Annotated in this window: 14 protein-coding genes and 1 other annotated feature; of the genes, 13 read left to right on the forward strand and 1 reads right to left on the reverse strand. The window is 38.5% G+C overall.

All coding sequences use genetic code 11. From position 1 onward, the window contains the following. Window positions 1-35: 35 nt before the first annotated feature. The 11 genes from UKS_RS03505 (at window position 36) to UKS_RS03555 (ending at window position 11,201) form a co-directional block, all read left to right on the forward strand. Window positions 36-1,760, forward strand: coding sequence for an ABC transporter ATP-binding protein (locus UKS_RS03505; RefSeq protein WP_156011835.1), 1,725 nt, complete (start codon window positions 36-38; stop codon window positions 1,758-1,760). 1 nt (window position 1,761) lies between these two features. After that, window positions 1,762-3,510 (forward strand): ABC transporter ATP-binding protein, encoded by a 1,749-nt coding sequence (locus UKS_RS03510; RefSeq protein WP_156011836.1) that lies wholly within the window; start codon window positions 1,762-1,764, stop codon window positions 3,508-3,510. Window positions 3,511-3,822: 312 nt separating this feature from the next. Beyond that, window positions 3,823-5,082, forward strand: coding sequence for a TRZ/ATZ family protein (locus tag UKS_RS03515; RefSeq protein ID WP_156011837.1), 1,260 nt, complete (start codon window positions 3,823-3,825; stop codon window positions 5,080-5,082). An 84-nt stretch (window positions 5,083-5,166) separates the two neighbouring features. Next, window positions 5,167-5,301: a sequence feature (ribosomal protein L10 leader region), on the forward strand. Between the two features lie 38 nt (window positions 5,302-5,339). Then, a complete protein-coding gene (gene rplJ, locus UKS_RS03520; protein ID WP_049495187.1) occupies window positions 5,340-5,840 on the forward strand; it encodes a 50S ribosomal protein L10 in 501 nt (166 codons plus the stop codon). A 73-nt stretch (window positions 5,841-5,913) separates the two neighbouring features. Then, a complete protein-coding gene (gene rplL, locus UKS_RS03525; RefSeq protein WP_049495189.1) occupies window positions 5,914-6,279 on the forward strand; it encodes a 50S ribosomal protein L7/L12 in 366 nt (121 codons plus the stop codon). A 200-nt stretch (window positions 6,280-6,479) separates the two neighbouring features. Further along, window positions 6,480-7,526, forward strand: a complete 1,047-nt coding sequence (locus UKS_RS03530; RefSeq protein ID WP_232049751.1) for an SPFH domain-containing protein — start codon at window positions 6,480-6,482, stop codon at window positions 7,524-7,526. 305 nt (window positions 7,527-7,831) lie between these two features. Beyond that, window positions 7,832-8,119: a hypothetical protein gene (locus UKS_RS03535; protein ID WP_156011838.1), complete on the forward strand. Its 288-nt coding sequence runs from the start codon at window positions 7,832-7,834 to the stop codon at window positions 8,117-8,119. Then, window positions 8,116-8,511, forward strand: coding sequence for a hypothetical protein (locus tag UKS_RS09815; RefSeq protein WP_232049752.1), 396 nt, complete (start codon window positions 8,116-8,118; stop codon window positions 8,509-8,511). Before UKS_RS03535 ends, UKS_RS09815 begins: the two co-directional genes overlap by 4 nt. A gap of 245 nt (window positions 8,512-8,756) precedes the next feature. Next, window positions 8,757-9,212: a hypothetical protein gene (locus tag UKS_RS03545; RefSeq protein WP_156011839.1), complete on the forward strand. Its 456-nt coding sequence runs from the start codon at window positions 8,757-8,759 to the stop codon at window positions 9,210-9,212. A 323-nt stretch (window positions 9,213-9,535) separates the two neighbouring features. Next, complete coding sequence (locus UKS_RS03550) at window positions 9,536-10,540, forward strand: NADP-dependent oxidoreductase (RefSeq protein ID WP_156011840.1); 1,005 nt, start codon at window positions 9,536-9,538, stop codon at window positions 10,538-10,540. A gap of 16 nt (window positions 10,541-10,556) precedes the next feature. After that, a complete protein-coding gene (locus UKS_RS03555) occupies window positions 10,557-11,201 on the forward strand; it encodes a TetR/AcrR family transcriptional regulator (protein WP_156011841.1) in 645 nt (214 codons plus the stop codon). A gap of 94 nt (window positions 11,202-11,295) precedes the next feature. Here UKS_RS03555 and gdhA read toward each other — a convergent pair whose 3' ends face one another. Further along, entirely contained in the window at window positions 11,296-12,642 is a 1,347-nt protein-coding gene (gene gdhA / locus UKS_RS03560; protein WP_156011842.1) for an NADP-specific glutamate dehydrogenase, read from the reverse strand. Between the two features lie 229 nt (window positions 12,643-12,871). Between gdhA and UKS_RS03565 the strand changes: the two genes are divergently transcribed. Both UKS_RS03565 and holA read left to right on the forward strand, forming a co-directional pair. Then, the gene (locus UKS_RS03565) at window positions 12,872-13,807 is read left to right on the forward strand and encodes a dihydroorotate oxidase (RefSeq protein WP_156011843.1); all 936 of its coding nucleotides are present in this window, start codon (window positions 12,872-12,874) and stop codon (window positions 13,805-13,807) included. Window positions 13,808-13,839: 32 nt separating this feature from the next. After that, window positions 13,840-14,877, forward strand: a complete 1,038-nt coding sequence (holA, locus tag UKS_RS03570; RefSeq protein WP_156011844.1) for a DNA polymerase III subunit delta — start codon at window positions 13,840-13,842, stop codon at window positions 14,875-14,877. The last annotated feature ends 346 nt before the right edge of the window (window positions 14,878-15,223 follow it).

Raw genomic sequence — 15,223 nt, forward strand, 5'->3', positions numbered from 1 at the left:
CTTTCTTCATTTCTAGAAACGAATAGAAGGGATTTATGAAACACCTATTATCTTACTTTAACCCCTACATCAAGGAATCCATTTTAGCACCCTTGTTCAAGCTACTAGAAGCTGTGTTTGAGCTCATGGTTCCTATGGTGATTGCTGGGATTGTTGACCAATCCTTGCCCCAGAAAAATCAGGGTCATCTCTGGATGCAGATTGGTTTGCTCCTTATCTTTGCAGTGATTGGCGTTGTAGTGGCCTTGATAGCCCAGTTTTACTCAGCTAAGGCTGCGGTTGGATTTGCTAAAGGACTGACAGATGATCTCTATCGTCATATTCTTTCATTGCCCAAGAACAGCAGAGATCGTCTGACAACTTCGAGCTTGGTGACTCGCTTGACTTCGGATACCTACCAGATACAGACTGGTATCAATCAATTCCTGCGTCTCTTTTTGCGAGCGCCTATTATCGTTTTTGGGGCTATCTTTATGGCCTATCGCATCTCAGCTGAGCTGACTCTCTGGTTCTTGGTCATGGTTGTCATTTTGACCGTCGTCATTGTAGGCCTTTCTCGGTTAGTCAATCCTCTCTACAGTAGTCTCAGAAAGAAAACGGACCAACTGGTTCAAGAAACGCGCCAGCAATTACAAGGGATGCGGGTTATTCGTGCTTTTGGTCAAGAAAAACGAGAGTTACAGATTTTTCAAATCCTTAACCAAGTTTATGCAAGATTGCAAGAAAAAACAGGTTTCTGGTCTAGTTTATTAACCCCTCTGACCTATCTGATTGTCAATGGAACTCTCCTTATTATTATCTGGCAAGGTTATATTTCTATTCAAGGAGGATTGCTCAGTCAAGGTGCTCTAATCGCCCTTATCAATTACCTCTTGCAAATTTTGGTGGAATTGGTCAAGCTAGCCATGCTGATCAATTCTCTCAACCAGTCCTATATCTCAGCCAAGCGAATCGAGGAAGTTTTTGCTGAAGCTCCCGAAGACATCCACTCAGAGTTAGAACAAAAGCAAACTACCAGTAATCAGGTTTTACAAGTCCAAGAACTAACCTTTACCTATCCTGATGCGGCCCAGCCTTCTCTGAGAGATATTTCCTTTGATATGACTCAAGGGCAAATCCTTGGTATCATCGGAGGAACTGGTTCCGGTAAGTCAAGTTTGGTGCAACTCATCCTTGGACTTTATCGAGCAGACAAGGGGAGCATTGACCTTTATCGAGATGGACGTAGTCCTCTTAATTTGGAGCAGTGGCGGTCTTGGATTGCCTATGTGCCTCAAAAAGTCGAGCTCTTTAAAGGAACTATTCGTTCCAACTTGACTTTGGGTTTCAATCAAGAAGTATCTGACCAGGAACTCTGGCAGGCCTTGGACATTGCGCAAGCCAAGGATTTTGTCAGTGATAAGGAAGGACTCTTGGATGCTCTAGTTGAGGTAGGAGGGCGAAATTTCTCGGGAGGTCAAAAACAAAGGCTGTCTATCGCACGTGCAGTCTTGCGCCGGGCTCCGTTTCTCATCTTAGATGATGCTACCTCGGCACTGGACACCATCACTGAGTCCAAACTCTTGAAAGCTACCCGAGAAAATCTGCCAAATACGAGCTTAATTTTGATTTCTCAACGAACCTCGACTTTACAGATGGCTGACCAGATTCTCCTCTTAGAAAAAGGTGAGTTACTAGCCATAGGTAAGCACGAGGTCTTGATGAAATCTAGTCAAGTTTATCGCGAAATCAATGCATCTCAACACGGAAAGGAGGACTAATATGAGACGACAAACTGCAAAACAGACGCTCAAACGTTTAGCCATAGATTTAGCCAGCCATCCCTTCCTCCTTTTCCTAGCCTTTCTAGGAACCATTGCCCAAGTTGGCTTATCAATTTACCTACCAATATTGATTGGGCAGGTCATTGACCAAGTCCTGGTGGCTGGCTCTGCACCAGTTTTTTGGCAGATTTTTCTCCAGATGATTTTGGTGGTCATAGGAAATACCCTTGTGCAGTGGGCCAATCCTCTCCTCTACAATCGTCTAATCTTTTCTTATGCCAAAGACTTGCGAGGGCGAATCATTCATAAACTCCATCGTTTACCGATTGCCTTTGTGGATCGGCAGGGCAGTGGGGAGATGGTCAGTCGTGTAACCACAGACATTGAACAGTTAGCAGCTGGCTTGACCATGATTTTTAACCAATTCTTCATTGGCGTCTTGATGATTTTGGTTAGTATTCTAGCCATGCTTCAGATTCATCTCCTCATGACTTTCTTAGTTTTGTTGTTGACGCCACTGTCTATGGTGATTTCACGCTTTATTGCCAAACGCTCCTATCATCTCTTTCAGAAGCAAACAGAGACTAGGGGAGTTCAGACTCAGTTGATTGAAGAATCGCTTAGCCAGCAGACGATTATCCAGTCCTTTAATGCTCAGGCAGAATTTATCCAAAGGCTGCGTGAGGCTAATGACAACTACTCAGGTTATTCGCAGTCAGCCATCTTTTATTCCTCAACGGTCAATCCTTCGACTCGTTTCGTCAATGCACTCATTTATGCCCTTCTAGCTGGAGTAGGAGCTTATCGTATCATGATGGGTTCCACCTTGACCGTTGGTCGTTTAGTAACTTTTTTGAACTATGTACAGCAGTATACTAAACCCTTTAACGATATTTCTTCAGTTCTAGCCGAATTGCAAAGCGCTCTCGCTTGCGCAGAACGTGTCTATGGAGTCTTAGATAGTCCTGAGGTGGTTGAAACAGGTAAGGAAGTCTTGACCAGTGATCAAGTTAAAGGAGCTATTTCCTTTAAATATGTCACTTTTGGCTACCAACCTGAAAAGATTTTGATTAAGGATTTATCTATTGATATTCCAGCTGGTAGTAAGGTGGCTATCGTTGGGCCGACAGGTGCTGGAAAATCAACCCTTATCAATCTCCTCATGCGTTTTTATCCTATTAACTCAGGAGATATTTTGCTAGATGGTCGTTCTATTTATGACTATTCCCGAGCTTCTTTTCGACAGCAGTTTGGGATGGTACTTCAAGAAACTTGGCTCAAGCAAGGAACCATTCATGATAATATTGCTTTTGGCAATCCTGAAGCCAGTCGAGAGCAGGCTATTGCCGCTGCCAAAGCAGCCAATGCAGACTTTTTCATCCAACAGTTACCTCAAGGCTATGATACCAAGCTAGAAAATGCTGGAGAATCTCTCTCTGTTGGTCAAGCCCAGCTTTTGACCATTGCCCGAGTCTTTCTGGCTATTCCAAAGATTCTTATCTTAGACGAAGCAACTTCATCCATCGATACGCGGACAGAAGTGCTGGTACAGGATGCCTTTGCTAAACTCATGAAGGGGCGCACAAGTTTTATCATCGCCCATCGCTTGTCAACCATTCAGGATGCGGATTTGATTCTTGTCTTGGTGGATGGCGACATCGTGGAGCATGGCAATCATCAGGAACTCATGGAAAGAAAGGGCAAGTATTACCAAATGCAGCAAGCTGCAGCTTTTAGCTCTGAATAATCTTATCTACTTTGAAATCTTATGGACAAAAAAAGTTGCCTTTGGGTGACTTTTTTGTTACAATAGCTAGAAAAATTATTCACTGTCATACTCAATGAAACTTAAAGTGAGAACTAGGAAGCTAGCCGTAGGTTGCTCAAAGCACTGTTTTGAGGTTGTAGATAAGACTGACGAAGTCAGCTCAAAGCATTGCTTTGAGGTTATAGATAAAACTGACGAAGTCAGTAACATATATCTACGGCAAGGCAAAGCAGGCGTGGTTTGAAGTGATTTTAGAAGAGTATAAATTGTCTTTTAGAAAAGGAGCCTATAATGAAAGTCTATCAGCATGCAAATATCGTGACTTGTGACCAAAATTTCCATGTGCATCTGGATGGTATCTTGGCTGTTAAGGATTCTCAAATCGTCTATGTCGGCCAAGAGGAGCAAGAGATTATAGAGCAAGCTGAGCAGATTATAGACTATCAGGGAGCCTGGATCATGCCTGGTTTGGTCAATTGCCATACCCACTCTGCTATGACAGGATTGAGAGGAATTAGAGATGATAGCAATCTCCATGAATGGCTCAATGACTATATCTGGCCAGCAGAAGCTGAGTTTACTCCCGATATGACTATCAAGGCGGTCAAAGAAGCTTTGACAGAGATGCTCCAGTCAGGAACAACAACCTTTAATGATATGTATAATCCTAATGGTGTAGATATTGAGCAGATTTATCAGGCAGTGAAAGATTCCAAGATGCGTTGTTATTTCTCACCGACCCTCTTTTCTTCAGAGGCAGAGACAACTGCTGAGACCATAAGCAGAACTCGAGCAATCATTAAAGAAATTATTGGATATAAAAATCCAAATTTCAAGGTTATGGTAGCTCCACATTCTCCCTATAGCTGTAGCAGAGACTTGCTGGAAGAAAGCTTAGATATGGCAAAAGAGCTGGACATTCCTATTCATATCCATGTGGCGGAGACCAAGGAGGAGTCAGGAACTATCCTAAAACGATACGGCAAACGCCCCCTCGCCTTTCTAGAAGAACTGGGTTATTTAGAGCATCCGTCTGTCTTTGCTCATGGGGTCGAACTAAACGAGAGAGAAATTGAACGCTTAGCAACTTCTCAAGTGGCTATCGCCCACAATCCTATCAGTAATCTCAAACTGGCCTCAGGAATCGCTCCAATAATCCAGCTCCAGAAAGCGGGAATAGCAGTGGGGATTGCGACAGATTCGGTTGCTTCCAATAACAATCTTGATATGTTTGAGGAAGGACGAACTGCAGCTCTTCTTCAGAAGATGAAAAGTGGGGATGCCAGCCAATTCCCGATCGAAACAGCTCTCAAAGCACTAACAATCGAAGGGGCTAAGGTTCTAGGACTAGAAAATCAGATAGGAAGTCTGGAAGTAGGTAAACAAGCAGATTTTCTCGTCATTCAACCACAAGGAAAAATCCATCTCCAACCCCAAGAAAATATGCTTTCCCATCTGGTTTATGCTGTCAAATCCAGTGATATTGATGATGTCTATATTGCTGGAGAACAAGTTGTGAAGCAAGGTCAAGTCTTGACAGTAGAACTTTAAAAGAAAAATCACTGAAATCACGAAAAAATTTAAAAAAAGTTTGCAAAAATCTTGCATTCTTTTTTTGACTATGCTATAATTATTATCGGTTTGAAAAAACTGCCTAAGACAGTAGGGGAGCTCGACTCATAAGTATCCTACCGAGGACAAAACGTATCATGTAAAAGAAGCGTATTGTACTTTCGTGTCTAGGTTTGGGCGCGTTTTTCTTTTGGAAAAATTCCCCAAGCAAAATAATTACGGAGGTGAACACACTAATGAGTGAAGCAATTATTGCTAAAAAAGCGGAACTAGTTGACGTAGTAGCTGAGAAAATGAAAGCTGCTGCATCAATCGTCGTTGTAGACGCTCGTGGTTTGACAGTTGAACAAGATACAGTTCTTCGTCGTGAGCTTCGTGGAAGCGAAGTTGAGTATAAAGTTATCAAAAACTCAATCTTACGTCGTGCAGCTGAACAAGCTGGACTTGGAGAATTGGCATCTGTTTTTGTTGGACCATCTGCTGTAGCATTTTCTAACGAAGATGTTATCGCACCAGCGAAAATCTTGAACGATTTTGCTAAAACTGCTGACGCACTTGAAATCAAGGGTGGTGCAATCGAAGGCGCTGTCGCATCAAAAGAAGAAATCGTTGCTCTTGCAACTCTTCCAAACCGCGAAGGACTTCTTTCTATGCTCCTTTCTGTACTTCAAGCGCCAGTGCGCAACGTTGCTCTTGCAGTCAAAGCGGTTGCAGACAACAAAGAAGACGCAGCTTAATCTTAAGCTACGCAGCGTAGCCTAGCTACAAAAATATAAACATAAAATATAAACTTATTTGGAGGAAATAACAATGGCATTGAACATTGAAAACATTATTGCTGAAATTAAAGAAGCTTCAATCCTTGAATTGAACGACCTTGTAAAAGCTATCGAAGAAGAATTTGGTGTAACTGCAGCTGCTCCTGTAGCTGTAGCTGCTGCTGGTGGTGCTGAAGAAGCTGCTAAAGATTCATTTGACATTGAATTGACAGCTGCAGGCGACAAGAAAGTCGGCGTTATCAAAGTTGTACGTGAAATCACAGGTCTTGGTCTTAAAGAAGCTAAAGAACTTGTTGATGGTGCACCAGGTGTCATCAAAGAAGGCGTTGCAACTGCAGAAGCTGAAGAAATCAAAGCTAAATTGGAAGAAGCTGGAGCTTCAGTTACTCTTAAATAATAGAGCGACTACATTAGTAGCTTAAAAACATGATTAAACCGCTATTCTTAGGAGTAGCGGTTTTTTATATTTTTATACAGTATTTTCCAGAAATAATCATTTATAAGTATGAGTTGCCTTTTCAATAAAGGGGTTATATAATAGTAATATAGTTAGGGAAGATTGATCTTTTAATCTATGATTTTTATTAAAAAGGAGAAATGATGCCATTAAATTTGTTTGATGTTATTCGTTATGAAGGTGAAGATACAAGGAATATACTTGCTTGGAGACATCCTAAAACGAATATTAAGATGGGGGCAACTGTAATTGTAAATCCTGGTCAGCGTGCTGTATTTTTTTCAAATGGAAGAGCAGTAGCTACTTATGATGTTGGTAAACATAAGATTGAAGGAGATGATATTCAGGTAGTTTCGGGAATAAAAAACTTTTTAAGTGGTGGAATGGCATCTGACTCATCGTTTTTGTGGTTTGTGAATATGTATGATTTACAACCGATTGGATGGGGAACTTCTTCGCCTATAATGGTTCGAGATCCAGAAAGTGATATTCCTGTAGAATTGAAAATACATGGAAATTTTATTCCTCGAATTGTAAATTTGGAAGCATTTATACTAGAATTTATGCCAAGTCACCCTGATCTTATAACTGCTGCTATTTTACAAAAACGATTTAGACAAACTGCCAGTGGACTGATTAGTTCAGCTATTTCACAGGTAATATATAACTATAAGATTCCAATTATTGATATTGAGATGCACAGTTTTGATATAGCTGTTGGTTTGTCAGAAATTTTATCTAGCCATTTTGCTAAGTATGGAATTAGTATTGAAGGATTTAATATTGAGGCTTTAAAGGTGAACCAGAATAGCAATGGATATAGAGAAATCTTTAAATTCCACAAGCAAATTTTGGAAGCCAAAAGCAAGCAGGCGAGTCGAGATATTGAAGAGTATACTTATCAAGAAGAGAGACAATTTGATCTTTTAGAAGAGGCAGCCAAAAATAATGATTCTGCAGGAAATCTAATGGGAGCAGGCGTGGAAATAGCTATGGGACTTTCTTTGGGAGCTAAATTTAGCAACTTGGTGGATCAGATTGAAGATAGGAATTCATTTGACAAAGATGTTAATCAGCATCAAACTGACCTCAAAGGAGAAACAGGCTTAGCTAAGTTTTGTAGCCAATGCGGGACTGCTTTTTTGGAAGAAGCAAACTTCTGTTCTAATTGCGGGCACGAAAGATAGTTCAAATTATTGGAAAAATCATTTTTATATCAATCTAGTTTAAGTATTATCTTTAATCTTTGATTTTTTGTATTTTCAATTTTACTTTTGTTTTATTTGGGAAGTCTGGTATTGCCAGAATTTCCCTTTTTCTTAGAAATCTGAAAACTAAGATTTCTTGTTTTCGTTTTTAGATCTTTCAAATTATGTAATTCTAAGTATGGAAATGTATGAATAAATACAAAGGGTCATGAAGAGTATTTGGAAATTTTTTAAGAGAGTAAGGGATTTATTTAGACAAGTTCTATGACAGGAGGATATTGTAGATGTACCAAGTATTTCGTTTATTAAGTATACTTTTTATGGGATTGACAAGTGCAACATTTTTTATTTCACTATGGACCGTAACTCTATTTCTAGAACATGGTGAGCCGATTTTCTCAATATTGATTCCTATTATTTTTTCTTTATCAGGTTTCTTTTTGTCTTCCTTTGCATTTTATAGCTTCGGTGTTTTAGAAAATATAAAAATTAAAGTCAAAGCTTTGGATGAGATATATAATGGAAAAGCTCTTTATAGAGAGTATATAGCAACTAGAGGAGAAGATAGGTGAAGCAGTATATTAAGAATAATTGGAAAAAAGGCTTTCATTGGTTAATTTCGAATATAGTAATACTCTGTTTTGTAGTTTTATCACTTGCAATCTTTTCTCTAGAAGATGGACCAAGAATCTTTATACTGAAAAATCTTGATTTTATAATTTTGGCAAAGTTTGTGGGCATTCCTATTGTGATCAGCTTTTTATTTTTAACATTTCAAAATTTACCCTATGTAATAGTTGCCTTAATTATTTTATATTTGTTTCGAGAAAAAATTAAAGATTCCTTTTCCTTAAAGAAATTAAAACAGAAGAATTTACTTCAAATGCTTGTTTTATCATTTTATCATCATTTTTTGAATATGAAAAATCTAGGGAATGGTCTATTCGATTTTTATTTCTTTTAGTTCCTTGGTATTTGCTTAGTGTGATTTTAATTTTGGTAATGACTTATTGTGAGTCTAGGAGACAAGAAGAAGTCAAGAAACGAAATCAAATACAAGCTTTATTCACTTTATTTGAAAAGCACTAGATTAACAAAAATACATATCCCGTTATTTGTCCATCATGTAGTGGTGAGAATCTGCTTGACCTAGGGCAAGGTAAATCATGTGATTATTGTGGTGCATGGTTATCTAGAAAGGAAATATAAATGAGACGCTATCGTTTAATCATTTCCAAGGTTGTTTATCCGCTAGTATCTTTCATATGTATTGTCACCGGATTGAAATTTTATCAGTACATTGATAACTACATAAGATGGATTTTAGGAAAAAAAGAAGGTTTACTTTATGATTTCTACTTTATGTGGCTTTTAATAGTTACAATTTTGTTTGTTTTATTTTTCCTATTTTTGATTCTATCCGCTTTTTTATTTTTAAAACAGCCGCGTATGAAACAATATGATAAAGCTTTGATAACAGTTCTTAAGTTTGAAGAACAAGGTAAAGATGTTATTGAAATTAAAGGGAAAGAATTGCGTGATGAGTTATCTTATCGACTATCAGCAAAACGTGTTTATTGTCCTACTTGTCATAAGCCAACAGATGGAGTAATTGGAACTAAATTGACCTGTGAAACTTGCGGCAAAACTTTTATAGTTTCTTGATTTTAGGATAATCGAAATGCTATTATCTTATAGATATTTTGATATTGTTTCTAAAATCTAGTAACTTTGTTTACTTTAAAAAACCGCTATTCTTAGGACTAGCGGTTTTTATTTTTATGTGCCAGGGGGCAAAAAAGGGAAAGGAATCTTTAAAAGTGAGGAGAGTTAGATGAAAGAATCATATTGGTAAATCGACATGATGGATATTTGTATCATGTCATAAATCGTTATCAAACGATAATATTGATTTTCTTACAAATTAAGAGTATAATTTATAAAAATGAGTGTTCACTCAATTTTTGTGAAATTAAGGAGTAAAGAAAATGGTTGTTGAAGCAATAGAGTACAGTCGTTTCGGTAACGAAGAGGTCTTGTATTTACTGAAAATCGACTCTACAGCCTTGGAAGTAAATCAGGTGAGAGTAGAAGTTCATGCTGTTGGTTTAAATCCTATTGATTATAAAACTTTTGAGGGAGCGAAACCTCTTCGATTTCTATCTTTTATAACGAAGTTAAGGAAACCAAGTCATTGGTTTGAATCTAAATCATCTTTATTTCCAAGAGGTGTGGGGAGAGATTTTTCTGGAGTTATTACAGAAGTTGGAAATGAAGTAACTAGGTTTTCAGTAGGAGATAAGGTGTTTGGAACAATGATTAGCGATCCTGGTTTGGGAACTAAGAGGGGTGCTTTAGCAACAGAAATTTGTGTCAATGAATCAGAAATTGTATTGAAACCAGAGATGACCGACATGACTCACGCAGCTACTATGGGAGTAGCTGCTCTAACTGTGGGTGGGGCTTTTAGAAGAATCGGTTTAAATTCAAGAGATACTGTTGTTATTTCAGCTGCCGCAGGAGGTATTGGAAGTATTGCAGTACAGTATGCAGTTGCTAAGGGGTCGACAGTGATTGGAATAGCAAGTAAGAAAAATGCAGAGTATCTGAAATCTTTAGGTGCCATACCAGTAAGTTACGAAGAGAATATCAAGACAGCTCTTCTATCAGCTAGTCCAACGCCTATTACAAAATTTTTGGATTGTTATGGATCTGATTATGTTAGATTGGCTTTTAGTTTAGGCTTGAAGGGGACAGCTATTGGGACATTAGTACCTTCGCCCTATGTTATGATAAAAGGTGCTCAGTTTACTGGTCCGAGACATTCCACATATGATGATTTTAGCACTTTAGCTGAAATGGCCTCAGACGGGAAGGTTCAGCTGAAAATTGATCAAGTGTATGACTTTTCTCTAAAGTCAGTTAGAGAAGCCTATCGTAGTCTGAAAATGGGACACAGTCGAGGCAAAAAAGTCGTAAAAGTAAGAGAGTAGAAGAGAGGTGCTAGCGATGGAAAGTTTAGAACAAAAGTATGCTCAGACGTTAGAAGTTAGCAACTTGAGCTTGAAACAACGTCGAGTATTATTATCAAGCTTAACATTATTCTCAGAAATTGGATTTGAGAATACAACGTCCAGCCTTATTGCCGAACGCGCTGGAGTGTCAGAAGGAACTGTTTTTAGTTACTTTAAAACAAAGGAAGGTATTTTAGAAGCCATTTTATCTACTTTTCTAGAACAGGTTATTCCAGAAGTAATTGCGGATTTCTCAGAAAAAAAATTCACAGTAGATCAAGAAACTTTTCCCTTCTTTTTAAAAAGTGTTGTTCGAGATAGGCTCTTTTTTATTCAGGAGAATCAAATGCATGTTAAAATTCTCTTGGGGCGTTCTTTTATTGATAAAAATCTTTCTATCCAGTTAGGAAATATTATTGTTCAATCTATAATAGAACCAATTAGCCCTGTTTTAAATCAATTTAAAGAAAAAGGACTTATTCTAAATTGGTCAAATGAAAGAATTGTTCGATACATTTTAGCATTGAGTTTTTCTTATCTTATTCCCATGATGTTGAATGATGAAGGAACTATAAACATAGATGAAGCAGTTGATGAGATTGTTGAATGTTTGTCATCTGCCCTAATGAAAGTAAAATAAATTCTGATGTTAAAACTCACCGTTAATGGTGAGTTTTTCAAATTCAACATAAAAATCCCCAATCGAAGCGATTGAGGATTCAGCATATTTTATCTTAAACAATCCCTTGTGCAATCATAGTGTTTGCTACATTTTCAAAGGCAGCAATGTTTGCACCTGCAAGGTAGTCAGTACCAAGATCGTAAGTTTCTGCAGTTGTTTTAGCTGTGTTAAAGATGTTAGTCATGATGTCTTTCAAGCGACCGTCAACTTCTTCACGTGTCCATGAAAGGCGAAGGCTGTTTTGGCTCATTTCAAGAGCTGATACAGCTACACCACCAGCATTGGCAGCTTTGGCAGGTCCGTATAGGATTCCATTTTCCTTGTAGACTTTGATAGCTTCAAGGTCGCTAGGCATGTTAGCTCCCTCAGATACACAGATAACTCCTTGAGCAACCAAGCGTTTAGCTGCTTCACCGTTGATCTCGTTTTGAGTCGCACATGGAAGAGCGATATCGTAGTTTCCAGTGTAAGTCCATACAGAACCTTCGTAGTAAGTAGCTGTTGGTTTTTCTGCAGCGTACTCAGTCAAACGAGCGCGACGTTTTTCTTTAACATCTGTAAGAAGGTCAAAGTCGATACCATTTTCATCGATGACATAACCATTTGAGTCAGATACAGAGATAACAGTTGCACCAAGTTCAGTTGCTTTTTGAAGAGCGTATTGTGCTACATTACCAGAACCTGAAATCACAACTTTCTTACCAGCAAAGCTGTTGTCGTTTGCTTTAAGCATTTCTTCTGTGTAGTAAACCAAACCGTAACCAGTTGCTTCTGGACGAATCAAGCTACCACCAAATCCAAGAGGTTTACCAGTCAAGACACCAGCATCAAATTGGTTGAGGCGTTTGTATTGACCATAAAGGTAACCAATCTCACGTCCACCAACACCGATATCACCAGCAGGGACGTCAAGAGATGGTCCGATGTATTTTTGCAATTCAGTCATGAAGCTTTGGCAAAAGCGCATCACTTCAGCATCAGTTTTGCCTTTAGGATCAAAGTCTGATCCACCTTTACCTCCACCGATTGGAAGTCCAGTCAAAACGTTTTTAAAGATTTGTTCGAATCCGAGAAATTTCAAGATCCCTTGGTTTACAGTTGGGTGGAAACGAAGTCCGCCTTTATATGGTCCAACAGCTGAGTTAAATTGAACACGGTAACCACGGTTAACTTGAACTTTTCCATCACGGTCAACCCAAGGAACACGGAAAGAAATCACGCGCTCAGGTTCTGTGATACTTGCCAAGATATTTTCTTCAATATACTCAGGGTGTTTTTCAAAGACAGGCTCCAAAGTGCTGAAGAATTCTTCAACCGCCTGGAGAAATTCAGCCTCATGCCCGTTACGAGCTTTTACAGTTTCAAACACGCTTTGGATATATTCTTTAGCAGATGTCATATCGTTCTCCTTTTGTTGTCATATTTTATTACATGAGACATTATAGCAGAATTTTTTTTTACTGTAAAGAAAAAACAGAAATTTTCTAAAAATTCTTTCAATTTAGTTTTTCGGATTTTTTGAAAATGGATAAATAACGAACATTTTCTATGGAAATGCTTTTATTGAAAGGCAAAAGTCAAAGTATGGTATAATATTAAAAATAAAAGGAATCTGGAGGAACAGAATCATGGTATCAACTAAAACACAAATTGCTGGTTTTGAGTTTGACAATTGCTTGATGAATGCAGCAGGAGTTGCTTGTATGACAGTTGAGGAGTTGGAAGGTGTCAAAAACTCAGCAGCAGGAACCTTTGTCACTAAAACAGCAACCTTGGAATTTCGTCAAGGAAATCCTGAGCCACGCTATCAGGATGTTCCACTTGGTTCTATCAACTCTATGGGCTTACCGAATAATGGTTTAGATTATTACTTAAACTATCTTTTAGAGTTACAAGAAAAGGAAGCAAATCGTACCTTCTTTTTATCATTAGTTGGAATGTCTCCAGAAGAAACTCATACCATTTTGAAAAAGGTTCAAGAAAGTAATTTTCGTGGTCTAACTGAACTCAATCTCTCCTGTCCAAATGTTCCCGGTAAACCTCAGATTGCCTATGATTTTGAGACAACAGACCGTATCTTGTCAGAAGTCTTTGAGTATTTTACAAAACCATTAGGAATTAAGCTTCCACCTTATTTTGATATTGTTCACTTTGACCAGGCTGCAGCGATCTTTAATAAATATCCGCTCAAGTTTGTCAATTGTGTCAACTCTATTGGAAATGGTCTTTATATAGAAGATGAGTCCGTCGTTATTCGTCCTAAAAATGGTTTCGGTGGGATTGGTGGAGAGTACATCAAACCGACTGCTCTTGCTAATGTCCATGCTTTTTATCAACGCTTGAATACAGAAATCCAAATCATCGGAACTGGTGGAGTATTAACAGGACGTGATGCCTTTGAACATATCCTATGTGGTGCCAGCATGGTGCAGGTAGGAACTACCCTCCATAAAGAAGGAGTTGGTGCTTTTGACCGCATTACCAATGAACTGAAAGCAATCATGGCGGAAAAAGGGTACGAGACCCTAGAAGATTTCCGTGGGAAATTGCGCTATATCGATTAAATGAATTAAAAAATCAGAAGAAAGGAGAGAAGATGCTAGCTATTGAAGAAAGTCAGAAGTTGACTTTATCAAATTTACCGAGTCTGAGCCTATTTACAGGGACAGATCAGGGTCAGTTTGAAGTGATGAAGAGTCAAGTGTTAAAACAGATTGGTTATGATTCTGCTGACCTCAACTTTGCCTACTTTGATATGAAAGAAGTGGTTTATAAGGATGTAGAACTGGAGTTGGTCAGCCTTCCTTTCTTTGCAGATGAGAAAATCGTGATCCTAGATCATTTTGTCGATATCACGACTGCTAAAAAGCGCTTTTTGACAGATGATGAGCTCAAGTCATTTGAGGAATACCTTGATAATCCTTCACCAACAACCAAGTTGTTAATCTTTGCAGAAGGAAAGCTGGATAGCAAAAGGCGATTGGTTAAATTACTTAAGCGTGATGCCAAGGTCTTTGATGCAGTAGAAGCCAAAGAACAAGAATTGCGTCAGTATTTCCAAAAGTGGAGCCAGAAAGAAGGTCTGCAGTTTGCCAATCATTCTTTTGAAAATCTCCTTATCAAATCGGGTTTTCAATTTAGCGAAATCCAGAAAAATCTCCTCTTTTTACAGTCCTATAAGGCAGATTCTATTATCGAGGAAGAAGATATTGTCAATGCTATTCCCAAGACCTTGCAGGACAATATTTTTGATTTAACTCAGTTTATTCTGACTAAAAAGATGGACCAGGCGCGCGATTTGCTTAGAGACTTGACCCTGCAAGGGGAAGACGAAATTAAACTGATTGCAGTCATGCTGGGACAATTTCGGACTTTTACTCAGGTGAAGATTTTGGCGGAGTCTGGGCAAACAGAATCGCAGATTACAAGTAGTCTAGGCAGTTTTCTCGGACGCAATCCTAATCCCTATCAGATTAAGTTTGCGCTGAGGGATTCAAGAGGACTTTCCTTTAGCTTTTTGAAGCAAGCTATTTCTTATTTGATTGAGACAGACTATCAGATTAAAACAGGTCTTTATGAAAAAGGTTTCCTTTTTGAAAAGGCACTCTTACAGATTGCTAGTCAGGTCAATTGACATTTGTTGAAACTATAACCCGCGTCAAGATGATCTTGTCATGGGTTTCTTGCTGATTTGCTTATTTTATACTCAATGAAAATCAAAGAGCAAACTAGGAAACTAGCCGCGTTGCTCAAAGCACTGCTTTGAGGTTGTAGATAAGACTGACGAAGTCAGCTCAAAACATGTTTTTGAGGTTGCGGATGAAACTGACGAAGTCAGCTCAAAGCAGTGCTTTGAGGTTGCGGATGAAACTGACGAAGTCAGTAACTATATCTACGGCAAGGTGACGTTGACGCAGTTTGAAGAGATTTTCGAAGAGTATGATTAGAAAGTATTTCAGTGATTTCTTCATCTATAAGCA

It is taken from the genome of Streptococcus sp. 116-D4 (assembly GCF_009731465.1).
GTDB classification, from domain to species: Bacteria; Bacillota; Bacilli; order Lactobacillales; family Streptococcaceae; genus Streptococcus; species Streptococcus pseudopneumoniae_E.